This is a genomic window from Acidovorax sp. (genome assembly GCF_046294525.1).
Taxonomy (GTDB): Bacteria; Pseudomonadota; Gammaproteobacteria; order Burkholderiales; family Burkholderiaceae_C; genus Acidovorax.
The window spans coordinates 1-23726 of the sequence record NZ_JBKBKQ010000019.1 but is presented as its reverse complement, the minus strand read 5'-3'; the positions used below and the strand labels follow the sequence as shown (position 1 = coordinate 23726).

General features: G+C 65.8%; 21 protein-coding genes. 14 read left to right on the top strand and 7 right to left on the bottom strand.

Annotated elements, in window-relative coordinates:
* Positions 1–63: 63 nt before the first annotated feature.
* From fabB to ACK4HJ_RS16450, 6 genes are all read right to left on the bottom strand, one after another.
* Positions 64–1293, bottom strand: coding sequence for a beta-ketoacyl-ACP synthase I (fabB, locus tag ACK4HJ_RS16475; protein ID WP_409833573.1), 1230 nt, complete (start codon positions 1291–1293; stop codon positions 64–66).
* A complete protein-coding gene (fabA, locus tag ACK4HJ_RS16470; protein WP_094288927.1) occupies positions 1290–1814 on the bottom strand; it encodes a 3-hydroxyacyl-[acyl-carrier-protein] dehydratase FabA in 525 nt (174 codons plus the stop codon). The genes fabB and fabA overlap by 4 nt, the downstream gene beginning before the upstream one ends.
* 169 nt (positions 1815–1983) lie before the next feature.
* A complete protein-coding gene (gene lnt / locus ACK4HJ_RS16465; protein ID WP_409833571.1) occupies positions 1984–3609 on the bottom strand; it encodes an apolipoprotein N-acyltransferase in 1626 nt (541 codons plus the stop codon).
* Complete coding sequence (locus tag ACK4HJ_RS16460; protein WP_409833569.1) at positions 3606–4496, bottom strand: HlyC/CorC family transporter; 891 nt, start codon at positions 4494–4496, stop codon at positions 3606–3608. The genes lnt and ACK4HJ_RS16460 overlap by 4 nt, the downstream gene beginning before the upstream one ends.
* A 96-nt stretch (positions 4497–4592) precedes the next feature.
* Complete coding sequence (locus tag ACK4HJ_RS16455; RefSeq protein WP_409833567.1) at positions 4593–5321, bottom strand: N-acetyltransferase family protein; 729 nt, start codon at positions 5319–5321, stop codon at positions 4593–4595.
* Between the two features lie 303 nt (positions 5322–5624).
* Positions 5625–6107 carry an Lrp/AsnC family transcriptional regulator gene (locus tag ACK4HJ_RS16450; protein ID WP_409833565.1) on the bottom strand — a complete coding sequence of 161 codons (483 nt, stop codon included), beginning with the start codon at positions 6105–6107 and terminating at the stop codon, positions 5625–5627.
* 165 nt (positions 6108–6272) lie between these two features.
* Here ACK4HJ_RS16450 and ACK4HJ_RS16445 point away from each other — a divergent pair, with 165 nt between their 5' ends.
* The 5 genes from ACK4HJ_RS16445 to phhA all read left to right on the top strand — a co-directional run bounded on the left by ACK4HJ_RS16445 (position 6273) and on the right by phhA (position 11434).
* Positions 6273–7214, top strand: a complete 942-nt coding sequence (locus tag ACK4HJ_RS16445) for an esterase/lipase family protein (RefSeq protein ID WP_409833563.1) — start codon at positions 6273–6275, stop codon at positions 7212–7214.
* A gap of 3 nt (positions 7215–7217) precedes the next feature.
* Complete coding sequence (locus ACK4HJ_RS16440; RefSeq protein ID WP_409833562.1) at positions 7218–8207, top strand: lipase secretion chaperone; 990 nt, start codon at positions 7218–7220, stop codon at positions 8205–8207.
* Positions 8208–8377: 170 nt separating this feature from the next.
* Positions 8378–9490: a 4-hydroxyphenylpyruvate dioxygenase gene (gene hppD / locus ACK4HJ_RS16435; RefSeq protein WP_409833560.1), complete on the top strand. Its 1113-nt coding sequence runs from the start codon at positions 8378–8380 to the stop codon at positions 9488–9490.
* Between the two features lie 73 nt (positions 9491–9563).
* Positions 9564–10529: a Bug family tripartite tricarboxylate transporter substrate binding protein gene (locus ACK4HJ_RS16430; RefSeq protein ID WP_409833558.1), complete on the top strand. Its 966-nt coding sequence runs from the start codon at positions 9564–9566 to the stop codon at positions 10527–10529.
* 65 nt (positions 10530–10594) lie between these two features.
* The gene (phhA, locus tag ACK4HJ_RS16425; protein ID WP_409833556.1) at positions 10595–11434 is read left to right on the top strand and encodes a phenylalanine 4-monooxygenase; all 840 of its coding nucleotides are present in this window, start codon (positions 10595–10597) and stop codon (positions 11432–11434) included.
* A 937-nt stretch (positions 11435–12371) separates the two neighbouring features.
* Here phhA and ACK4HJ_RS16420 read toward each other — a convergent pair.
* Complete coding sequence (locus ACK4HJ_RS16420) at positions 12372–13268, bottom strand: esterase/lipase family protein (RefSeq protein ID WP_409833554.1); 897 nt, start codon at positions 13266–13268, stop codon at positions 12372–12374.
* Between the two features lie 98 nt (positions 13269–13366).
* On the opposite strand from ACK4HJ_RS16420, the gene ACK4HJ_RS16415 reads away from it, so the two are divergent.
* From ACK4HJ_RS16415 to ACK4HJ_RS16375, 9 genes are all read left to right on the top strand, one after another.
* The gene (locus ACK4HJ_RS16415) at positions 13367–14113 is read left to right on the top strand and encodes an FFLEELY motif protein (RefSeq protein ID WP_409833552.1); all 747 of its coding nucleotides are present in this window, start codon (positions 13367–13369) and stop codon (positions 14111–14113) included.
* A gap of 79 nt (positions 14114–14192) precedes the next feature.
* Positions 14193–15875, top strand: a complete 1683-nt coding sequence (locus tag ACK4HJ_RS16410) for an AMP-binding protein (protein WP_409833550.1) — start codon at positions 14193–14195, stop codon at positions 15873–15875.
* Positions 15876–16175: 300 nt separating this feature from the next.
* Positions 16176–17129 (top strand): sugar ABC transporter substrate-binding protein, encoded by a 954-nt coding sequence (locus tag ACK4HJ_RS16405; RefSeq protein ID WP_409833548.1) that lies wholly within the window; start codon positions 16176–16178, stop codon positions 17127–17129.
* An 87-nt stretch (positions 17130–17216) separates the two neighbouring features.
* Positions 17217–18881 carry a sugar ABC transporter ATP-binding protein gene (locus ACK4HJ_RS16400; RefSeq protein WP_409833546.1) on the top strand — a complete coding sequence of 555 codons (1665 nt, stop codon included), beginning with the start codon at positions 17217–17219 and terminating at the stop codon, positions 18879–18881.
* Positions 18878–19870: an ABC transporter permease gene (locus ACK4HJ_RS16395; RefSeq protein ID WP_409833544.1), complete on the top strand. Its 993-nt coding sequence runs from the start codon at positions 18878–18880 to the stop codon at positions 19868–19870. Before ACK4HJ_RS16400 ends, ACK4HJ_RS16395 begins: the two co-directional genes overlap by 4 nt.
* A 56-nt stretch (positions 19871–19926) precedes the next feature.
* Positions 19927–20949, top strand: coding sequence for a LacI family DNA-binding transcriptional regulator (locus ACK4HJ_RS16390; RefSeq protein ID WP_409833542.1), 1023 nt, complete (start codon positions 19927–19929; stop codon positions 20947–20949).
* On the top strand, positions 20946–21890 hold the full coding sequence (gene rbsK / locus ACK4HJ_RS16385; protein WP_409833540.1) for a ribokinase: 945 nt from the start codon (positions 20946–20948) through the stop codon (positions 21888–21890). The genes ACK4HJ_RS16390 and rbsK overlap by 4 nt, the downstream gene beginning before the upstream one ends.
* The gene (gene rbsD, locus ACK4HJ_RS16380) at positions 21887–22276 is read left to right on the top strand and encodes a D-ribose pyranase (RefSeq protein WP_409833538.1); all 390 of its coding nucleotides are present in this window, start codon (positions 21887–21889) and stop codon (positions 22274–22276) included. The genes rbsK and rbsD overlap by 4 nt, the downstream gene beginning before the upstream one ends.
* Positions 22277–22376: 100 nt before the next feature.
* Entirely contained in the window at positions 22377–23309 is a 933-nt protein-coding gene (locus ACK4HJ_RS16375) for an MBL fold metallo-hydrolase (protein ID WP_409833536.1), read from the top strand.
* Positions 23310–23726 lie beyond the last annotated feature (417 nt).

Below are 23726 nucleotides of genomic sequence, written 5' to 3'. Positions count from 1 at the left end.
AAAAAAACCCGCCGCCGCTGTGCGCCGGGGCGGGTTTTTTTCAGCGAGCCCGACGAGAAATAGTCAGGTGCCCGTCCAGCGGCGCAACACCAGACTGGCATTGGTGCCGCCGAAACCGAAGCTGTTGGACAGCACCGTGGTCAACGCAGCGTCGCGCGTCTGTGTGACCAGGGGCATGTCGCCCAGGGCCGGATCGGGCGTTTCCACATTGGCCGATCCCGCGATGAAGCCCTGGTTCAGCATGATCATGCAGTAGATCGCCTCCTGCACTCCGGTCGCACCCAGCGAGTGGCCGGTGAGCGATTTGGTGGACGAGAACGGCGGCACCTTGTCGCCGAACAGGGCCTTCATGGCGCGCACTTCCTGCATGTCACCCACCGGCGTGGAGGTGCCGTGGGTGTTGATGTAGTCGATGGGGGCGTCCAGGCCTTCCATCGCCTGCTGCATGCACGCAATGGCACCGTCGCCGGAAGGGGCCACCATGTCTTCGCCATCACTGGTGGCACCGAAGCCCACCACCTCGGCCAGGATGGTGGCGCCGCGGGCCTGGGCATGCTCCAGGCTCTCCAGCACCACGGCGCCGCCGCCGCCTGCGATCACAAAACCGTCACGGTTCGCGTCGTAGGCGCGCGAAGCGCGTTCGGGGGTTTCGTTGTACTTGCTGGACATGGCGCCCATGCCGTCGAACAGCAGCGACATGCCCCAGCTCAGCTCCTCACCACCGCCGGCGAACATCACATCCTGCATGCCCCAGGCAATCTGCTGCGCGGCAGCACCGATGCAGTGCGCCGAAGTGGAGCAAGCCGACGTAATGGAGTAGTTGATACCCTTGACCTTGAAGTTGGTCGCCAGGCAGGCGGACACGGTGGAGCTCATGCAGCGCGTGACCTGGTACGGCCCCACCCGGCGGATGCCCTTCTCGCGCAGCGTGTCGGCCGCTTCGATCTGGTTGGCGGGCGAGCCACCGCCCGAGCCCATGATGAGGCCGGTGCGCGGGTGGCTGACCTGTTCGGGCGTGAGACCCGCCTGCTGGATCGCGTCTTCCAGCGCGATCTGCGCATAGGCCGCCGCATCGCCCATGAAGCGCAGCTGCTTGCGGTCGATGCGCGCTTCGATGTCGATCTCGGGCGCGCCGCCCACCTGGCTGCGCAGGCCCAGCTCCTTGAACTTTTCCACGGCCTTGATGCCGCTCTTGCTGGCCCGCAGCGAGGCTTCCACGGTGGCCAGATCGTTGCCGATGCACGAGACGATGCCCGCACCGGTGATGACTACACGCTTCTTGGAGGTCGTCATGCTGCTACGTCCTTGTCGTCGCCCTCGCGTTTGAACAGCCCCACGCGCAGGTCGTTGGCCACATAGATCTCTTTGCCGTCGGCCAGCAGCCGGGCGTCGCCGATGGCCATGACCAGCTTGCGCTTGATCACGCGCTTGATGTCGATTTCGTAGGTGACCAGCTTCACGTCCGGGCCCACTTCGCCGGTGAACTTGACTTCACCCGCGCCCAGTGCGCGGCCCCGGCCGGGCAGTTGCAGCCAGGTCAGGTAAAAGCCGATGAGCTGCCACATGGCATCCAGCCCCAGGCAGCCGGGCATGACGGGGTCGCCCTGGAAATGGCAGGCAAAGAACCACAGGTCAGGCTTGACGTCCAGTTCAGCGCGAATCTTTCCCAGCCCGTGCGCGCCCCCATCGCTGTCGATGTGCGTGATGCGGTCGAACATCAGCATGGGTGGCAGCGGCAAGCGCCCGCTGTCAGCGCCGAACAGCCGCCCCTCGCCAGAGGCAATCAGTTGTTCGTAGGAAAAGGAATCTGCCATTTTCAGTCGTGCTCCAGAACGGCGGGTGGCCCCGCCTCAAATCATCGTTGTATGCAATACAGGCCAACAAGCCCCCGCTTGAGGGGCTCCATTATCAAGGCATAGGGTGACAGCCCCCTGGTTTTGGCCCAGTCAAGTGTCAGGACACCCGCGCGGGGCCTGACCTGGATCAACCGGGGTGGCGTGCGTGAACACGCCGGCCCACGGCGCATGCTGCGACCACGGCAGCCCCCAGAAACCACAGAGGCCACAGCCCCCAACGCGACACCCACCATGCATACGGCGTAATGGCCCAGCCACTGTCCGCATTCAGCCCGCGCCCCTGCACCTCGCCGCGCAGCACGCCGCGGGTGTGGCGCTGCAGCTGGTGGGTGACGGCGCCGCGATGGTCGATAACGGCCGTGGCGCCGGTATTGGTGGCACGCACCATGGGGCGCTCAAACTCCAGCGCACGCATGCGGCTGATGTGCAGGTGCTGGTCGATGGCCACGGTGTTGCCAAACCAGCCGATGTTGCTGAAGTTGACGAACACCGTAGGCGCCTGGGCCGGGTCGACGAAACGCGCGCCCAGCTCTTCGCCAAACAGGTCCTCGTAGCAGATGTTGGGGGCGATGCGCTGCCCCGCCCACGCGAACGAGGCCTGTCCCACGGCCCCCCTGTTGAAGTCGCCCAGGGGAATGTTCATCATGGCCGTGAACCACTTGAAGAACGGCGGAATGAACTCGCCAAACGGCACCAGATGGTGTTTGTCGTAGCGATAGGGCGCAGCCTGTGTGGCGGCACTCATGCCCAAGACCGAATTGGTATAGCCCACCGCGTCGTCCCCCAGCGGGATGCCGACAAGCGCAGCCTGCCGGCCCTGCGCGTAGTGCTGCTGGATGCCTTCCAGGTAGCCAGGCAGCAGTTGCTGCGGCAGCAGCGGGATGGCGGTTTCGGGCGCCACCACCAGGTCGGCCTCGGCGTTGCGCAGCGCCTCGGCGTACCAGTGCAGAGCCTGCGGCACGCCGCTGCCGGGCTGGAATTTTTCGTCCTGGGGAATATTGCCCTGCAGCAACTCCAGCGTCAGTGCAGGCGCGGGCGGGCGCATGGGCGTGTGGCACAGCTCCACGGCGCACATGCGCTGCAGCGCGGCGCCGGCCAGCACAGCGGCCAGCGCCAGCAGCGCTGCCCAGGTGCGCACGAGGCGCAGGTCTGCGGCACGCAGCTGCACCACCCCCATGGCCAGCACCGCCGCCACGGCGCCCAGACCGTACACGCCCACGCTACGCGCCAGCACGGCCAGCGGCCCATCCACATGCGCGTAGCCGCCAGCCCCCCAGGGGAAGCCGGTCCACAACGTGCCACGTGCCAATTCCGCCAGCAGCCAAACCGCTCCGAAAAGAATAGCTGCCAGCGCTTTATGGGTGGGCGCCAGGTGGCAAAAGAGCCCCAAACCGATGGCGTAGTAGCTGGCGAGGAAGGCCGCCAGCCCCAGCACGGCCGCCGCCGCCAGCGGCGCAGCCAACCCGCCATAGGTGTGCATGGAAATGAACAGCCACCAGAAGGTGCCGACCAGCCAGGCCGTGGCGAACACGCCGCCCAGCAACGCACCCCGGCGCCAACCCGGGACGGGGTGCACGCCACCGGGGCGCACCAGCCACGCCAGCACGGTCATGGACACCAGCTGCAGCCACCACAGCGGCTGCCCGGTGCCGGGCCAGGCCAGCGATGCCGCCTGCGCGAGCCCGGCGGCCACCGCCAGCACAAGCTGCAGCGCCAGCCGGGGCGCTGCCGATGGAGAAGCCGGCGCCTTCACTCGCTGGCGCTGCCGGAGGGCGTGGAGGCTTCTTCGGTGCGCGAGACCTTGAACCAGCGCACCGCCCCGCCCTTGGTGTGCAGCACCACAAAGTGCAGGCCGCCGAGCTGCAGGTGCTCGCCGCGCTTGGGCACGTGGCCCATTTCATGGGCGATCAGGCCGCCGATGGTGTCGAAGTGCGCGTCGGCGTCGCTGCTCTGGATGAGGGTGTCGAAGGCTTCGCAGACCCGCTCCACCGACGTGTCGCCACTCACGCGGTAGGTGCGGTCGGCCAGGCCGAAGATGTCACCGTCGTCTTCAGGGATGTCGAACTCGTCCTCGATCTCACCGACGATCTGCTCCAGCACGTCTTCGATGGTGACCAGCCCGGCCACGCGGCCGAACTCGTCGATCACGATGGCCAAGTGGTTGCGGTTGCCGCGGAACTCCCGCAGCAGGTCGTTCAGGCCCTTGCTCTCGGGCACGAACACCGCCGGGCGCAGCAGGGCGCGGATGTTCAGCTCGGGCGCCCGCTGCAGCTTGAGCAGGTCTTTGGCGAGCAGGATGCCGATGATGTTGTCGCGAGTGCCCTGGTACACCGGAAACCGCGAATGCGCCGTGCTGATCACCAGGTGCAGCAGTTCTTCCTGCGGCGCCTCGATGTTGACCATGTCCATGCGGCGGGTGGCCACCATCACGTCGCTGGCCGTCATGTCGGCCATGCGGATGACGCGTTCGAGCATCACGCGGGACTCGGCGCCGATGACTTCGTTGTCTTCAGCGTCGGCGAGGGTTTCGATGAGTTCCTCCCTGGAATCCGGGCCGGGATGGATGAACTCGGCCACTTTCTGCAGGAAGGAGCGCTTGTCTTCCTTTTCAGGAGATCGCGCTGGGTGCGGGTCAGACACTGGGGGAGTGCAGGACGTGCGGTAGTGGATCAGGCCCCTAGGATAGCGGATTGCCGTGGCGGCGCCCCGCGCTGCGCGGCGAAGAAGCCCTCAGGGTCACTCGGCAGACTGGTGGCGCGCGTGCTGCACGCCGCTGCGCACTTCCTGCACGCTCGCCAGGAAGTCCCAGAACTGCTTGGCCTGCTTCTTGATCTGGTAGTCCACCTCGGCAAACTGCTGCTCCACGATCTCCGCCATGCGCGTGTCGAGACTGGCCGGTGGGATCTGCAGGTAGGCCTCGGATTCGGAGCCGTCGCGGCGCACGGTGGCACCCGCGTTGCGCGCGATCTTGAGCATGGCCGTGTTCTCAGACAAAGCGTGGATGAACACCATGTTCACGCCCTCATTGCGCGCGTGCATCACGGCACGCTCGAACAGGCGCGCGCCAAAACCACGGCCGCGGGCCTGCTTGAGCACCGACACGCCGAACTCGGCGCAGTGCTTGTGCTCTGGGTGCTCGGAAAAGGCCAAGTGCGCCATCGCGATGAGTTCGAGGCGGCGGTTGTAGATGCCGAAGATCTCGTCGCGATTGAAATCCAACTGCTCGGCGTAACGGCGGATCTGCTCGTCGTTCGCGGCATAGCCGAAGCGCAGGTAGCGGTCGGCAGGCTCCAGCTGCAGCAGATGCTGCGTAATGCGTTCGCGGTAGGAGGGGCCGAGGGCGCGGATGGGGACCATCACAGGAGCTTGGTTACGGCTTTCGGCAGACGGGCGACCCGTCACCGGACTCAGCATCCCTTTGCTGACGTACCAGGATGCCTTCAGCCAGTCTTTCGTTGCGATCATGGCTGCAAATATAAGGGTTTTCCCTGATCATTTCCAGCGGTTTTTGCTGCGTCGCAACAAATTAAGAGTCTTCAGTCCAATACACGAGAAAACGGCCTCCAGCGCTTGCGGGAAAAGCGCTGGAAGCTATTATTTTGGGAGCATTTCACCAATACGGAACCGCGCTGCAGTCGCCCGGGCGACGTGGCCTGGCGGCACGCACTGCGGCAAGGGTATAGCGATCAGCCCGCCCCAGCAAGCAAACCCTTCCGCTTGGGCTTAGTGGTTCCGACTGAGATTCCAATTGGGATTGCGTGCCGATGCTCACACGGGCACGGCCGTCGTCGCCTTCACCCGGTCCAGCACAAAGCTGGTCTTGCAGTCTTGCACGCTGGGGTGCTTGAGCAGCGTGTCCATGATGAAGCGGCTGTAGTGCGCCATGTCGGCCACCACCACGCGCAGCAGGTAGTCCATTTCGCCGGTGAGCGATGCGCACTCCACCACCTCGGGCCAGGTCTGCACGCTCGCGCGGAAAAGGTCCATGGGGTTGCGCTTGTGGCTTTCGGTGTGTTTTTCCAGCCGCACGTTGAGGTAGGCCGTGAGCCCCAGCCCCACCGCTTCGGGCGGCACCAGGGCCACGTAGCGGTCGATCACGCCGCTGTCCTCCAGCCGCTTGACGCGGCGCAGCACCGCGCTGGGCGACAGGCCCACCTGCTCTCCGATGACGTCATACGTCTCGCGGCCGTTGTCCTGCAGGCGGCGCAGGATGGCGCGGTCCAGCTTGTCGAGTGCGTCAAAGGCTTTCATGGCGCAGGATTTTACGAACAAGCAGGCAATTTCTGCATGGTGCGCCGCACGAGCGGGTATGTCCCGATAGTGACTCCATGGGGTCAATACAAAAATTGATCTTGCAAAAAAGAACGGTCGTTCGTTTTTGCACACATAAGAAACCATACCAACGGAGACAAACACATGACCGGATTTTTCAGCCGCTTCTTGCGGCGACTGGTGTTGGCAGCAACGACGGGCTTGCTGCTGCTGGGCGTGGGTGCACAGGCACAAACGGGCTACACCCAAACGCGTTACCCCATCGTGCTGGTGCACGGCCTGTTCGGCTTTGACTCGGCCCTGGGCATCGACTACTTCTACGGCATCCCCGACGCGCTGCGCCAGGGCGGCGCCAAGGTCTACGTCGCCCAGGTGTCGGCCGCCAACAGCACCGAGGTGCGTGGCGAGCAATTGCTGGCGCAGGTCAAGACCATCCTCGCCATCACCGGCGCGTCCAAGGTGAACCTCGTGGGCCACTCGCACGGTGGCCCCACCACCCGCTATGTGGCCGGTGTGGCGCCGCAGCTGGTGGCATCGGTCACCTCGATTGGCGGCGTGAACCGGGGCTCGCGCGTGGCCGATATCCTGCGCGGTGTGGCGCCTGCGGGCTCGGTGTCTGAAGCCGTGGCCAGTGCCGCTGTCAAGGCGCTGGTCGGCCTGATCAACCTGACCTCCGGCGGCACGGGCCTGCCTCAGATGCCCACGGCCGCGCTGGACTCGCTGACCACGGCAGGCTCGGCCAAGTTCAACAACCGCTTTCCGCAAGGCGTGCCCACCTCCGGCTGCGGCAACGGCGCCGAGCTGGTGAACGGCGTGCGCTACTACTCCTGGACCGGCACCCTGCCGCTGACCAATGTGCTCGACGCCAGCGACGCCCTGCTCGCCACGCTGAGCCTGACCTTTGGCGAAGCCAACGATGGCCTGGTGTCGGCCTGCTCGTCGCGCCTGGGCAAACACCTGGGCGACTACCGCCAGAACCATCTGGACGAAGTCAATCAGCTGCTGGGCCTGCGCGACTGGTTCTCCACCGACCCGGTGACGCTGTACCGCCAGCACGCCAACCGCCTCAAACTGCAGGGGTTGTAAGCCATGCGGCGACCCCTGCAAGCCCGCGCTGCGGCCATCTCCCTTGTCTTGTCTGTGATGGGGCTTGCGGGGTGGTGGCTGCTGGCCGCGGACTCGCCGATGCCCGGCTCGGCGCAGACGCCGGGCGACGGTAACGCCCGCGCCCAGTCCTCCCTGCAGGGGACCCCCCTTGCGGGCGGAAGGCCAGGTGCAGGTGCAAAGGCAGACTTCTTCGCACGTCAACGAGCCGCCAGCGCCGCAGCCGCCGACGACCCCTTGCTGGTGGACGGACTGCGCAACACGCTGGAGGCCCTGCTGCTGGAGGCCGGCGACAGCAGCGACCCGGAAGCGCTCAAGCAGCGCCTGGCCGCGCTGGTCGGCAAACACTTTGCCCCGGGGCTTGCGACGCGCGCACTGGCGCTGGCGGAGCGGTATGTGGACTACCGCGTGGCACTGGGCCGGCTACGACTGCCTAAAGACCCGACAGACCCGCATGCGCTGCGCGAGGCGATGCAGGCCCGGCACGCCGTGCGCCTGCAGTTTTTTGATGGGCCCGAATACGACGCCCTGTTTGCCCGCGAGGCCGAACTGGACCGCTACACACTGGCCCTGCTGGAGATTGCGCGCAACCCTGCCATGACCGCCGAGCAGCGCGCCCAGGCGCTGCGCGATGCAGACAACGAACTGCCCGCCGCACGCCGCGCCGAACGTGCCGAGGCCACAGCGCACATGGAGGCCGCCGCCCAAAGCGCCGCGTTCAATGCGCAGAACACCGACCCTTATACCCGGCACGCGGCACGCAGCGCGCAATACGGCGAGCCTGCCGCACATGCCCTGGCCCAGTTGGACAGGGAAGAACAGCACTGGCAACAGCGCCTGGACCAGTACACCCAGGCCCGCGCCCAGCAAGGCGAAGGCCCGGCGCTTGACCGGCTGCGCATCCAGCTCTTCTCGGCCGATGAACAACAGCGCATCGATGCCGCCCTGGCGCTGCGCAAACTGCAGGGTTCCTAACGCACTGCAGCGCGAACGCAGGGGACAGGACGCGGACTAATTGCACAATTTATTGCCAAAGCGCAATATTCCTGCAAATCCAGAGGGCACGCCTCTTGATTTCGCCAGAATCATGAGGCAGCGCGCGCCTACAGTCGATGACATTCATCAACGAATGCCGGAGACACCCCATGAACGCAGCCCTGCCGCAACAAACAGCCGCCCAGATGGAGGCCTGGGACAACCCCATGGGCCTGATGGGCTTCGAGTTCGTCGAATTCACATCGCCCACGCCCGGCGTGCTGGAGGCGGTGTTTGAAAAGCTGGGCTTCACGCTGGTGGCCAAGCACCGCTCCAAGGACGTGGTGCTGTACCGCCAGAACGGCATCAATTTCATCCTGAACCGCGAGCCCCACAGCCAGGCGGCGTACTTTGGCGCCGAGCATGGCCCCTCGGCCTGCGGCCTGGCCTTCCGCGTGAAGGATTCGCACAAGGCCTACCAGCGTGCGCTGGAGCTGGGCGCCCAGCCCATCGAGATTCCCACCGGCCCCATGGAGCTGCGCCTGCCCGCCATCAAGGGCATCGGCGGCGCGCCGCTGTATTTGATCGACCGCTTTGAAGACGGCAAGTCCATCTACGACATCGACTTTGAATTCATCGAAGGCGTGGACCGCCGCCCCGCGGGCCATGGCCTGAACGAGATCGATCACCTCACGCACAACGTGTACCGGGGCCGCATGGGCTTCTGGGCCAACTTCTACGAGAAGCTGTTCAACTTCCGCGAGATTCGCTACTTCGACATTCAGGGCGAATACACGGGCCTGACCTCCAAGGCCATGACGGCGCCCGACGGCAAGATCCGCATCCCGTTGAACGAAGAGTCCAAGCAGGGTGGCGGGCAGATCGAAGAGTTCCTGATGCAGTTCAACGGAGAAGGCATCCAGCACATCGCGCTCATCTGCGACAACCTGCTGGACGTGGTGGACAAGCTGGGCATGGCCGGTGTGTCGCTGGCCACAGCGCCCAATGACGTTTACTACGAGATGCTGGACACCCGCCTGCCCGGCCACGGCCAACCCGTGCCCGAGCTGCAGTCGCGCGGCATCCTGCTGGACGGCACGACGGCCGACGGCACGCCCCGCCTGCTGCTGCAGATCTTCTCAACCCCCATGCTGGGCCCCGTGTTCTTCGAGTTCATCCAGCGCAAGGGCGACTACCGCGACGGATTTGGCGAAGGCAACTTCAAGGCGCTGTTCGAGTCGCTGGAGCGCGACCAGATCCGCCGTGGCGTGCTGAACACGTAAGACATCTGACATCCAGGGTTAACCCTGCACAGGGGCCTATACTGCGCGCCCCCCGGAACTCAAAAGGATCCCGATGTCGCTCCGTACCACCCTGTTCAGTGTTGGCCTGGCTTGTGCCGCCACCCTGGCCCTGGCCCAAAGCCCCTCAGCCCCGCTCACCATCGTGGTGCCCTACCCCGCCGGTGGGCCGCTGGACATCTCCGCCCGCATCGTGGCCGATGGCGCCACGGGGCTGGGCTCTATCACGGTCGAAAACAAGCCGGGCGCCGGCGGCAGCACCGGTGCCGACCTGGTGGCCAAGGCGCCCAAGACTGCCAACATGGTGTTGATGGGCGCCGTGGCCACCCACGCCGTCAACCCGTGGCTGTACAAGAACATTCCGTACAACGCGCTCAAGGACTTCAAGCCCATCGCGCTGGTGGCCCGCACGCCCAATGTGCTGGTGGTCAACGCCGAACAGGCCGGCAAGCTGGGCATCAAGACCACAACCGATCTGGTCGCCCACCTCAAGAAGAACCCGGACCAGCTCAAGTACGGCTCGGGCGGCAATGGCAGCATCGGCCACATCTCAGCCGAGATGTTCAAGTCACTCACCAACACCAAGATGGGCCACACGCCGTTCCAGGGCTCCAAGCCGGCGCTGGCCGCGCTTGAATCGGGGCAGGTGCTGCTGGTTTTCGACAACCTCGCTTCGGCGCTGCCGCAGATCCAGTCCGGCAAGCTGCTCGCGCTGGGCGTGACGACGCTGAGCCGCAATGAGGCCCTGCCGAGCGTGCCCAGCATCAACGAAAGCGTGCAGGGCTTCAACGTGTCCACCTGGTTCGGCTTGTTTGCGCCAGCCGCGCTGCCGGAAGCCGACGCGCGCCGCTATGCCGACGCGTTCACGGCAGCCATGCATTCGCCTGCGGGCAAAGAGAAGTTCAAGAAGATGGGCATCACGCCCGAAGAGTTGACGCTCGACGGGTTTGCGCAGTTTGTGCGCTCGGAAAACAGCAAGTACGAATTCCTGATCCGGGCCGCAAAGATCAAGATCGATTAGCAGCCGCATGGGCTGGTGCGCACCCCCGTCGCGGTGCGCCGACCATGGCGGCAAAGGAGAAAAAAATGGGACAAGCCCCTGTCGTCTATGGCCAATCCACCCGCCCACCGCGTGGCGACTACTCGCGTGCCAACGCGGACTACACCTGCCCGCAGGACTACGCGAGCTACACCGACGCCGACCACGACACCTACCGCCGCCTGTACGAGCGCCAGCGCGACCTGCTACCGGGCCTGGCCAGCCAGGCGTTCATCGACGCCCTGCCCTCACTGGGCACGAGCGACCGCATCCCGCGTTTTGAAGAGGTGAACGAGCGCCTCTACAAAGCGACCGGCTGGGAGCTGGTGGGAGTGCCGGGTCTGATCCCCGAGGTGCCGTTTTTCACCTTGCTGGCCAACCGCAAGTTCCCGGTGACCGATTGGATCCGCAAGCCCGAGGAGTTCGAGTACATCGTCGAGCCCGACATTTTTCATGACCTGTTCGGGCATGTGCCGCTGCTGTTCAACCCCGTGTTTGCGGACTATGTGCGGCGCTATGGCCAGGGCGGGCTGAAGGCGCAGGGGCTGGGGTCGTGCGAGATGCTCTCGCGTTTGTACTGGTACACGATCGAGTTCGGGCTGATCCGCGAGGCGGGGCAGTTGCGGGCGTATGGCGCTGGCATCCTGAGTTCGTCAGGCGAGCTGGCGTATTCGGTGCAAAGCCCGGAGCCGCAGCGGATTCCGCTGGCGCTGGAGAGGACGATGCGCACGCGGTACAAGATTGATACGTACCAGCAGACGTATTTTGTGATCGACAGTTTTGAGCAGCTGTTCGAGATGACGGCGGCGGACTTTGCGCCGATCTATGAGCGGCTGCGGGGGTTGCCGGAGTTTGCTGCGGATGAGCGGGAAGCTGTTGCGGCTTGACTTTTCGAATGAAATTGGCTGCTACCGCTTTTCTATAAAGCACCAATAGCTACCATTTTCATAGTATTTCAGCGCCCGTACGGGCTGAACCTCTTGAAGCTTTGGCGTGCTAGTTTGGAAGGCGTGCCTGTGTTTCAGGGCGGAGGCCGGGAGTCGCCCGGCATGCGAGTAACTCTCTTTCGCGTCGCCGAAAGAAAGTCACCAAAGAAAGGGCGACCCTACTGTCTGCGACCCCTTCGCTGCGCTACGGGGCAACCTGGGGTGCTCGGTCACGGGGTGCGCCGCAGAACTCACTGCGCGCTGACGCGCTCCGTTCAAACAACTGCGGCGAGTCAGTTCACGAAGCATGGGCGCTCCGACGCCCATGCCCACCCCGCGCCCTGCGCGCCCCAGGCGCATACAGAAGGGAACCCGCGAATCGGACATCCATTCGGGCCATCGCTGCACTCGGCCCAGCCTGCGCAGCGCGAGGCGCTTGCGCCCACGAGATGGGGCCGAGCGCAGCAAAGGCCCGTGCGGCTGCTTGGCTGTTCGGCTGTTGGATGTTCGACTGCCCAACCCCCTGCTGGCTGCGCCTGCGGCGGGGCGGTTGTGGGGTGAGCATGGGCGTCGAAGCGCCCATGCCTTGTGAACTGACTCGCCGTGGTTGTCCGAGCGGCGCGCCGCAGGCGCAAAGCGAGTTCCACGGCGCACCCCGCAAGCGCCCCGCCGCAGGTTTGCCCCTTCGCACAGCGAAGGGGTCGCAGACTGGGGGTCGCCTTTTCTTTGGTGACTTTCTTTTGGCGAAGCAAAAGAAAGTTACTCGCACGCCGGGCGACTCCCGGCCTCCGCCCTCAACAAAGGCACGCCCCCCAATCAGCGCACGCAACAAAACACTACAAAATCAATAGCTACCAACGCTTTATAGACAGGCACTAGCAGCCAAAAAACCACAGAATCACCCTCGACCTATCTCCTCCAGACAAGCCTCCATCACCCCAGGGTCAAACGCCATCTGCACATGCGCCACCCCTTCCACCAACCGGTTGTCCGCCCCCACCAACGCCGCGGTGGTCGCCGGAAACACGATGTTGTCGCAGTTCGAATACCAGCACGTAAACAACGCAGCCCGCCCCGCCGGCTCTGCCCGCTGCAACGCCACCACCCAATCCCCCGCCAAGCTCATCTGCCGCCCATTCACCGCGCGACTGAAACGCCCCAGCCACGTGCCCCCATGCGGCGTGCCCAGCGTCAACACCCGGTGCACCCGCCCATCCGCCTGGTGCGCCCGCAGCCACGCCCGCACCGCCAAGCCCCCCATGCTGTGGCACAACAACACCGGCGCCTGCCCCGTGGCAGCCGTCACTTGGCGCACAGCGTCTTCGATGATGTCGGCATACTCGTCAATCGACCCCATCACCGGCTCCAGATTGACCGCCACATAGGCATGTCCCCGTGCTTGCAATGGCGCAAACCACGGCAGCCACAGGCCCCGGTTGCACATGAAGCCGTGCACGAGCACAACGCCGCGCTTTCCGGTGGGCTGCGCAGGCAGCCAATCGGGCAATGACTGGTGGCGAAACGGCTGGCGCCAGCAAAACACCATCAGCGCCACCCACACCTCTGCCCACCAGGCACCCACGACCTGCGACAGGCGGGCGCGCGGTGCAGCGTCAGTGCGGTTGGTGATGTGCATCAGCACAAACTCCACCGCCATCACCACCAGGTAAATGCCTAGCGGCACCAGTGCCCCCAGCACAGCACGCAACGGTGAATGGTGCCATTGCCACACCAGCCAGACGGCCATGGTCAGCAGGATGAACAGGAGCAGGATTCGTTGCCAGCGCGCGATCATGGTGGTGATGGGCAGATGTTGTAATGGACCAGCCGCATTGTGCGGTCTGACCACCGCCCGACACCGCACCCCGCAGAACGCAGAAAGGACCCCGCCCCATGGATGCCGCCCAGACCATCCGCGATGCCATTGCCGACGTGACCGCCCTGCGCCTGCACCGCACGGGGGACCCGGCGTTGGGGGTGGCGGTGGGCAGCGTCAAGACCTTTCAGGCGCGGCGCTTTCGCGGCACCTATGCGGACTTGATGGCATCGCCTGCGTTCGGTCCCGCAGCGCGGTTTTTTCTGGAAGAGCTGTACAGCGACACCGACTACACCGACCGCGACCAGCAGTTTGGCCGCATCGCGGGCACGCTGCAGACCATGTTCCCCCAGCCGGTCGTCAACACGGCCGTGGCCCTGGCCGTGCTGCACGCGCAGACCGAGGAACTGGACCAGGACATGGGCCGCGCCTGGCTTGCGCATGAAGGGGCCGATGCGGCCAACGACGCCGCCCGCTACACCGCCGCGTGGCGCGCAGTGGGCCAGCGCCATGCGCGCCAGCAGCAGTTACAGCGCGTGCTGGCCATGGGCACCGATCTGGCGCGCCTCACCCGCACACCAGGCCTGCGGATGATGCTGCGCATGATGCGTGGCCCGGCCAACGCAGCAGGCATGGGCGCGCTGCAGAAGTTTCTGGAGACGGGGTTTGACACCTTCGGCCAGCTCGCGCGGCAGCGCGGTGGGGTGGAGCAGTTTCTGGCCACCATCGAGCAGCGTGAGCGGACGCTGATGGACCAATTGTTCGATGCGGATCCTGTCACCTGCGGGACCGAGCTCGCCAACACACTAGGACAAGCCCGATAGCCCGTTGCGCCCCCGCCTTCCACAATCTGTGCCCACCTATCAATGGCATTTGGCGAGCACAAGGGAAGGAAACACGCGCATGGAAAAGATCTGGCTCAAGAGCTACCCCCCGGGCGTCCCGCATGACGTTAAGCCCGAGCAATACCGCTCTGTGGCCCACCTGCTGGAGGAGTCGTTCCGCAAACACGCATCCAGCCCGTTCTCGGTCTGCATGGACCAGTGGATGACCTATGGCGAGTTGGAGCGCCGCTCGGCCGCTTTAGGCGCCTATCTGCAGAGCCTGGGGCTGGAGCCCGGTGCGCGCGTGGCCATCATGCTGCCCAACATTCCGCAGTTTGGCGTCACCATGGCCGCCGTGCTTCGCGCGGGCTACACCTGCGTGAACGTGAACCCGCTGTACACCGCGCGCGAGCTGGAGCATCAGCTCAAGGACTCGGGCGCCACCGCCATCGTGATCCTGGAGAACTTTGCCCACACGCTGGCCGATGTGATCGACCACACGGCCGTCAAGCATGTGGTGATGGCGTCGATGGGAGACCTGCTGGGCTTCTGGTTTGGCAAATGGATCACCTTCGCCGTGCGCCACCTGGCCAAGATGGTGCCCGCGTACGACCTGCCGCTGTCCAACGGGCGCAAGGTGGTCACGTTCAAGAAAGCGCTGTCGCTGGGCGAACACAAGTCGCTCGCCCCCAGCCAGGCCACGCTGGATTCGATTGCCTTCCTGCAGTACACCGGCGGCACCACGGGCCTGTCGAAGGGCGCAGTGCTCACGCACCGTAACATCGTGGCCGCCACGCTGCAGGCCGAGGCGTGGTTCACGCCCGCGCTGGCAAAGATCGGCGATGTCAGCAAGGCCAATTCGATTGCCGCGCTGCCGCTGTATCACATCTTCGCGCTCACGCTGTGCCTGCTGGCCATCCGCCAGGGCTCCAGCATGACGCTGATCCCCAACCCGCGCGACATCCCCAAGTTCGTGGCCGAACTCAAGAAGCGCCCCTTCCACATGCTGCCTGCCGTGAACACGCTGTTCAACGCACTGCTGCAAAACCCGCAGTTCCGCACGCTGGATTTCTCGCACCTCTGCGTGTCGCAGGCCGGAGGCATGGCGGCCAGCGAGGGTACCGCCAAGCAGTGGCAGAAGGTCACCGGCAGCACCATGATCGAAGGCTGGGGCATGAGCGAGACCTGCGCCATCGGCACCAATAACCCGGTGAACAACACCGAGTTCAGCGGCACCATCGGCCTGCCGCTGCCAGGCATCGACATTGCCATCAAGGACGACGAGGGCAACAGCTTGCCCCAGGGTGCATCCGGGGAGATCTGCATCAAGGGACCAAACGTGATGGCGGGGTACTACAACCAGCCCGAAGAGAACGCCAAGGCCTTCACGCCCGATGGCTTCATGCGCACGGGCGACATCGGCATCATGGATGCGCAGGGCTACACCCGCATCATCGACCGCAAGAAGGACATGATCTTGGTGAGCGGTTTCAACGTGTTCCCCAACGAGCTGGAGCAGGTCATCAGTCTGTGCCCCGGCGTGGTCGAATGCGCGGCCATCGGCGTGCCCGACGAGAAACAGGGCGAGGCCATCAAGGTGTTCATCATCAAGAACGATCCGGCCCTGACCGAGGACGAGGTGGCCAACTACTGCCACCAGAACCTCACGGGCTACAAGCGTCCTAAATACATCGAGTTCCGCGACGAGCTGCCCAAGAGCAATGTGGGCAAGATCCTGCGCAGGGAACTGCGCAAGGCCTGACCTTGTTCATAGGCGCGGCGGCCCGAACGCCGCACCCGGCAACCTCCCCCAGGGCGCTTCGGCGCCCTTTTTCTTGGGCGCAAACACTGCAGGTCGCCTGCGTGCATCGGGCGCCCTGATGTCTGCATCTCCGGGTTTTCACCGATTAGCAAACGTTTGCGCAAACGTTTGCTTTCGTTATCATCCCGATCGCGACAAGGCACCGGGATCCGCAGGCGCCCCCTTTGAGGGACGCAGCCGGGGAGTTCCCTTCACGCTGTCGGTCGCCTTTGTCCACATTCCAACCTGGAGACAACACCCATGCAGTTCACCCGCCGTTCCGTTCAGACCGCCGCCGCCCTCGCCGTTGTGGGCAGCCTGCTGGCCAGCCCTGCCTTCGCGCAGGACAAGCCGAAGATCGCGCTCATCATGAAGTCGCTGGCCAACGAGTTCTTCCGCACCATGGAAGACGGCGCCAAGGCGCACCAGAAGGCCCATGCCAAGGAATACACGCTGGTGGCCAATGGCATCAAGAACGAGACCGACACGGCAGCCCAGATCAAGATGATCGAGCAGGCCATGGCGCAGAAGGTCAGCGCCATCGTGCTGGCCCCGGCCGACTCCAAGGCGCTGGTGCCCGTGGTCAAGGCGGCCATCGACAAGGGCATCCTGGTGGTCAACATCGACAACCAGCTCGATGCCGATGCGCTGAAGGAAAAGAGCATCACCGTGCCCTTCGTGGGCCCCGACAACCGCGCGGGCGCCAAGCTGGTGGGCGACCACCTGGCCAAGACGCTGAAGTCGGGCGACAAGGTCGGCATCATCGAAGGCGTGTCCACCACCTTCAATGCGCAGCAGCGCACCCTGGGCTACCAGGACGCAATGAAGGCCGCCAACATCACCGTGGTGGGCGTGCAGTCCGGCAACTGGGAGATCGAAAAGGGCAACACCGTGGCCGCCGGCATGATGCGCGAGCACCCTGACCTCGTGGCCCTGCTGGCCGGCAACGACAGCATGGCCCTGGGCGCTGTGGCGGCCGTGAAGGCAGCCGGCAAGACCGGCAAGGTGCAGGTGGTGGGCTACGACAACATCGGCGCCATCAAGCCCATGCTGGCCGACGGCCGCGTGCTGGCCACCGCCGACCAGTACGCCGCCAAGCAGGCCGTGTTCGGCATCGAGCTGGCGCAGAACGCCCTGGCCGCCAAGACGCCGCAGAACCAGCTGCCTGCCACGGTGAAGACGGATGTGGTGCTGGTGACGAAAGACAGCAAGTAAATCCGAGAGCGGCGAACAAGGCCCTTCTGGCGTTGTTCGCCGCTCAACCGATAAACCCCGCCCTGCAGCCGCCCACTTCAAGCCCCCATGCCCAGTCGCTCGCCCGCTCCTCAGTCCCCGCCCCTGCTCGCCATCCAGGCTGTGGGCAAGGACTACACCGCCACCGTGCTCGATGGCGTGAACGTGGAACTGTTTGCGGGCGAGGTGCTGGCGCTGACCGGGGAAAACGGCGCGGGCAAGAGCACGCTGTCCAAGATCCTCTGCGGGCTGGAACAGCCCACACGCGGCGGCATGCAACTGGCGGGTCAGGCCTACGCCCCCACGTCGCGCCGCGATGCCGAGCGCCACGGCGTGCGCATGGTGATGCAGGAGCTGGGCCTTGTGCCCACGCTCACCGTGGCCGAGAATTTGTTGATGGGCCGCCTGCCGCACCGCCTCGGCTGGCTGCAGCGCGATGTGCTGCACGCCGCCGCCCGCGCGCAGCTGGCCAAGATCGGGCTCGACACCATCGACCCCGCCACACCCGTCTCGCAGCTGGGCATCGGCCAGCAGCAGATGGTGGAGATTGCGCGCAACCTGCAGGACGACACGCGCATCCTGGTGCTCGACGAGCCCACGGCCATGCTCACGCCGCGCGAGACCAATTACCTGTTCGAGCAGATCGCGCACCTCACCGCGCGCGGCGTAGCCATCATCTACGTGTCGCACCGGCTCGAAGAACTGCGCCGCATTGCCGACCGCGTGGCCGTGCTGCGCGACGGCCGCCTGGTGGACGTTCGCCCCATGGCGGGCATGAGCGAAGACGACCTGGTGCAGCGCATGGTGGGCCGCGTGGTGAGCGACCTGGACCACCGCCCGCGCCGCCCCGTCGGCCCGGTGGTGATGAGCGCTGACAAACTAGGCCGGGGCACCGCCGTGCAGGACGTAAGCCTGGAGTTGCGTGCGGGCGAGATCTTCGGCATTGCCGGGCTGGTTGGATCGGGCCGCACCGAGCTGGTCCGCCTGCTGTTTGGCGCCGACCGGGCAGACCGTGGCAGCGTGACGCTGCACCCAGAGCATGAACAAAAACAGCCTCTAGCGCTTGATGCGCAAGCGCAACCAGCTATACAAAACATAGCAAACCAGAAACCTGCAGTTTTCCAGGTCGCACCCCGCACGATTCCCCGTGGTTTCGCCTCGCCTCTTCAGGCCATCGCCGCCGGTGTGGGCCTGGTTACCGAAGACCGCAAATCCCAGGGCCTGCTGCTGGCGCAACCCATCCGCATCAACGCCACGCTGTCCGACCTGTCGGCCGTGTCGCGCGGCGGCTGGCTGCAGCGCGGGCTCGAAAGCCGCCTGGTGCAGGGATTCATCCGCACCCTGCGCGTGCGCTGCCACGGCCCGGAACAACCCGTGGGGCAACTGTCGGGCGGCAACCAGCAAAAGGTGGTGTTTGCCCGCTGGCTGCACCGCGAAGGCCGCGTGTTGCTGCTGGACGAACCCACGCGCGGCGTGGACGTGGGCGCACGCGCCGAGCTGTATGGCGAGCTGGACCGCATGGCCGCCGAGGGCCGCGCGCTGCTGATGGTGTCGTCCGACCTGCGCGAGCTCATGGCCATGGCCGACCGCATCGGCGTGATGAGCGCGGGCCGCCTGGTGGCCGTGTTCGAGCGCGGCGAGTGGTCCGAGCAATCGCTGCTGGCGGCCGCGTTCTCCGAGCCCGGCGGACGCACCAGCACCACCCCTTCAACTTCTTCTCCTGTGACCGCATGAACGCCCCCACCACATCTGCCGCACCCGCTGCGGCGCCCTCCTCTGCCTCGGTCTGGCGCAGCCAGCTGGGCACCTACCTGGGCCTGCTGGCCGTGCTGGCAGGCATGGTGGCGCTGTTCTCGTCGCTGTCCGAATATTTCTGGAGCGCCGAAACCTTCATCACCATCGCCAACGAGATCCCGGCCCTGGCCGTGATGGCCGTGGGCATGACCTTTGTGCTCATCATCGCGGGCATCGATTTGTCGGTGGGCTCTGTGATGGCGCTGGCCGCCGCCACCTCGGCCGCTGCCATCCTGCAGTGGGGCTGGACGGTGCCCGCCGCCGCCGCGCTGGCACTGGCCACGGGCCTGGTGTGCGGCACCATCACGGGCACCATTTCGGTGGCGTGGCGACTGCCCTCGTTCATCGTGTCGCTGGGCATGCTTGAAGCCGTGCGCGGCAGCGCGTATGTGGTGACCGACTCGCGCACGCAGTACGTGGGCGATGCGATCTCGTGGCTGTCGGCACCCTTCTTTGGCGGCATATCGTTCGCGTTCTTGCTGGCCGTGGTGCTGGTGGTGGTGGCGCAGCTGGTGCTGTCGCGCACGGTGTTTGGCCGCTGCGTGGTGGGCATTGGCACCAATGAAGAAGCCATGCGCCTCGCAGGCGTGGACCCGCGCCCCATCCGCGTCATCGTGTTTGCCATGACCGGCCTGCTCGCGGGCCTGGCGGGCCTGATGCAGTCGGCCCGGCTGGAAGCCGCCGACCCCAACGCGGGCACCGGCATGGAGCTGCAGGTGATTGCGGCCGTGGTGATTGGCGGCACCAGCCTGATGGGCGGGCGCGGCTCGGTGGTGAACACCGCGTTTGGCGTGCTCATCATCGCGGTGCTGGAAGCGGGCCTGGCCCAGGTGGGCGCCAGCGAGCCCAGCAAGCGCATCATCACGGGTTTTGTGATCGTCGCGGCCGTCATTGTGGATACGCTGCGCCAGCGCCGCGCCAAGGCCTGAGAGACTGACCCCGCATCCAGCCGCCCCACCACCCACGACCTCATTCTTCTTTCTGCATGGCTACTATCAAGGACGTTGCACGCCACGCCAACGTGTCGGTCACCACCGTATCGCACGTGGTCAACGGAACCCGCCACGTCAGCCCCGAGGGGCGCGAGCGCGTAGAGGCCGCCATCCGCGCACTGGGCTACGTGCCCAGCGCCATCGCGCGCAGCCTCAAGAGCAACAACACGCGCACGCTGGGCATGCTGATCCCCAACAGCTCCAACCCCTACTTTGCCGAGATCGTGCACAGCGTGGAAGACCGCTCTTTTGGCGCGGGCTACAACGTCATCCTGTGCAACACCAACGATGAGGCGCACCGCCAGGGCACCTACCTGCAGGTGCTGGCCGAGCGGCGCATCGACGGGCTCATCGTGGTCTCTACCGGGCATGACGCCACGCTGGCCACGCAGCTCGCGGGCCTGTCCATCCCCACCGTGCTGGTGGACCGCGAAATCGACATCGCCGAACAACAGCCATGCGACCTCGTGGAAACCGCCCACATGCAGGGCGGCCTGCTGGCCACGCGCCACCTGCTGTCGCTGGGCCACCGCCGCATTGCCTGCATTGGCGGCCCCGAAGGCATTGCCCCCAGCGAGCAGCGCATTGCCGGCTGGCGCACAGCCCTGGCCGACGCAGGCTGCGGCACGGGCGAGGGCCTGCTGTGGCACGGCAACTTCACCAGCCAGGGCGGCTACGAAGCCATGCACGCCGTGCTGCGTGCGCCCGAGCCGCCCACTGCCGTCTTCGTCTGTAACGACCTCATGGCCATGGGCGCGCTGTGCGCCGCGCACGAGCGCGACCTGCGCGTGCCCGAGGCACTGTCCATCGTCGGCTTTGACGACATCGAACTCACCGCCTTCACCAGCCCACCACTCACCACCGTGGCGCAGCCCAAGCAGCGCATCGGCGCGCTGGCGGTGGACATGCTGCTGGAGCGCATCGACGGCAAACGCCAGGATGCGCGCAAGGTGATGCTGCAGCCCGAGCTGCGCGTGCGCGCCTCCACGGCACATGCGCCCGGAGGTGCTGCATGAGCACGAACACCGCGCCCCGCATCGCCGTCGTCGGCAGCCTGAACATGGACCTGGTGCTGCAGGTGCAACACGCACCCGGCCCCGGCGAAACCGTGCTGGCCGACGCCCTGCACCTGGTACCCGGCGGCAAGGGCGGCAACCAGGCCGTGGCCTGCGCACGCCAGGGCGCCCGGGTGGCCCTGTTTGGCCGGGTGGGCGATGACGGCTACGGCCAGTCGCTGCGCGCCGGGCTCGACGCCGACGGCATCGACCACAGCGGCGTGCAGACCGACACCGAAACCACCACCGGCGTGGCCGCCATCACCGTCGAGGCCAGCGGGCAAAACCGCATCGTGGTCGTGCCCGGCGCCAATGGCCGCTTTGTGCTGGATGCCGCTGCACTGGGTGCCGCCCTGCAAGGCGCTGGTGGCCTGGTGCTGCAGTTTGAAACGCCCCTGCCCCAGGTGCTGGCCGCCGCCGAGATGGCCCATGCGGCGGGTTGCCCGGTGGTGCTCAACCCCTCCCCCATCCAGCCCCTGCCCGATGCGATGTGGCCGCTGGTGCACACGCTGGTCGTGAACGAGGTGGAAGCCGCCGCGCTGGCAGGCCAGAACGTGACCACCCCCGCCGATGCCGCACAGGCCGCACAGGCGCTGCGCGCCAAGGGCCCCGCACAGGTCGTAGTAACTCTGGGCGCTGCGGGCGCTGTGGCCGCCGATGCCGCAGGCAACCGCTACCACCCTGGCCTCGTCGTGAAAGCCGTGGACACCACCGCAGCGGGCGACACCTTCCTGGGTGCGCTGGCCGTGGCCCTGGCACGCGGCGAGCCGCTGGACGCCGCCGTGCGCGAAGGCATCCGCGCTTCGGCGCTGTGCGTCACGCAGCCTGGCGCCCAGCCCTCCATCCCCACCCGCGCCGCCGTGGCGCAAAGCCCCCAACCGCCCGCCTGGAGCCCCCTGTGAAACGCACCGCCCTGCTGCACGCCGAACTCTCCCACGCCATCGCCACCCTGGGCCATGGCGACATGCTGGTGATTGGCGATGTGGGCCTGCCCATCCCGCCCGGTCCGCGCCGCATTGACCTGGCGCTCACGCCCGGCATCCCCGCCGTGGCCGATGTGCTGCGGGTGGTGCTGGACGAAATGCAGGTCGAGAAAGCCGTGATCGCCACCGAAGCCGTGGAGCGCAACGGCGGCCAGTTGCCCGCTTGGTGCGGGCTGCCGATGCAGCCCAGTGCCGTGCCGCACGAGGACTTCAAGCGCCTGACTCAGCAAGCCCGCGTGATGGTGCGCACAGGCGAGTGCACACCGTACGCCAACGTGATCCTGGTGGCGGGCGTCACGTTCTGACACTACTTGCCCCAGCCCGGAGCCATAGCTTGCGGGTTTTGGAGAACGCGCCGCCGTGCGCACCTGCGGTACGCTGGGGCGTCACCGCTTCGCCTGCCCTATGCCCAGCCTCGCCCCCCACGATCTGCTCCCCCAAGAAATCACCGTCCTCGAACGCGGCTGGCTGTCGGCCAACAACATCCTCTTCATCGGCCACCACGACACGGCCATCGTGGACACCGGCTACTGCAGCCACGCGGAACAGACGGTGGAACTGGTGCGCAGCGCGCTGCAGGGCCGCACGCTGGACCGCATTCTCAACACCCACCTGCACAGCGACCACTGCGGCGGCAACGCCGCCCTGCAGAAGGTCTGGCCCGGTGCGCTCACCGCCATCCCGCCCGGCCAGGCAGACCACGTGCGCCAGTGGGATGCTTATGCGCTGAGCTACACACCCACGGGGCAGGAGTGCCCGCCGTTCCGTGCCGACACCTTGCTGATGCCGGACTCGTGCGTGCTGCTGGGCGACAAGCCCTGGCAGGTGCATGCGGCGCCGGGGCACGACCCCCACTCGGTGGTGCTGTTCGAACCCCAGGGCCGCATGTTGATCTCGGCCGATGCGCTGTGGGAAAACGGCTTTGGCGTGGTGTTTCCCGAGCTGGAGGGCGACAACGCGTTTGCCGAGGTCGCCGCCACGCTGGACGTGATCGAAAAACTGTCGCCCCAGGTCGTCATCCCCGGCCACGGCCCCGTGTTTTCCGACGCCCCCCGCGCCATCGACGGCGCCCGGCGCCGGCTGGACGGCTTTGTGCGCAACCCCGGCAAACACGCGCTGTATGCGGCGAAGGTGCTGCTGAAGTACAAGCTGCTCGAATGGCAGCAGATCAGCCTGCAGGACCTGAGTGCCTGGGCGCTGGCCACGCCGTACTTCGGCATGCTGCACCAGACCCACTTCGACGACCAGGCCGAGGATGCGTGGCTGCAGAGCTTGGCGGATGAGCTGGTGCGGTCAGGTGCAGCACTGCGTCAGGGTGAGATGCTGCACAACGTGTGATGGGACTTTGCGGTGTGTGGGGCGGCTTTGTGCCCTGAGCTGTCGGTCAGTGCAAAGCCACAAAGCTGTCGTTCGACGATGAACGACCCCATGGCATGGCACACCCCATGCGCAAAGCTATAGTGTTCGGAACGAATTCGCTCACGGACCAAATCCAGCACCGTGTGGCGCGCAACACAGGAGGGGAATCGGGTTTTATGGCTGAATTTAGTGCTGTATTTTCATACAGCATACGCGCTGCCAAGCTAGGCTACAAGCCCCTTTCCGCGTTTTCTTCGCGCCAATTTAGACCGCAAGCGCCAGATATGGCCTGCGGCTTGGTGCGGTCTACATTACTACAAGGGCTTCCCATAAAAGTCAAACGAATCCTCCCCGCAATGAATCGCGTAGCGATTGATTGCGGAATTTGAATTCACT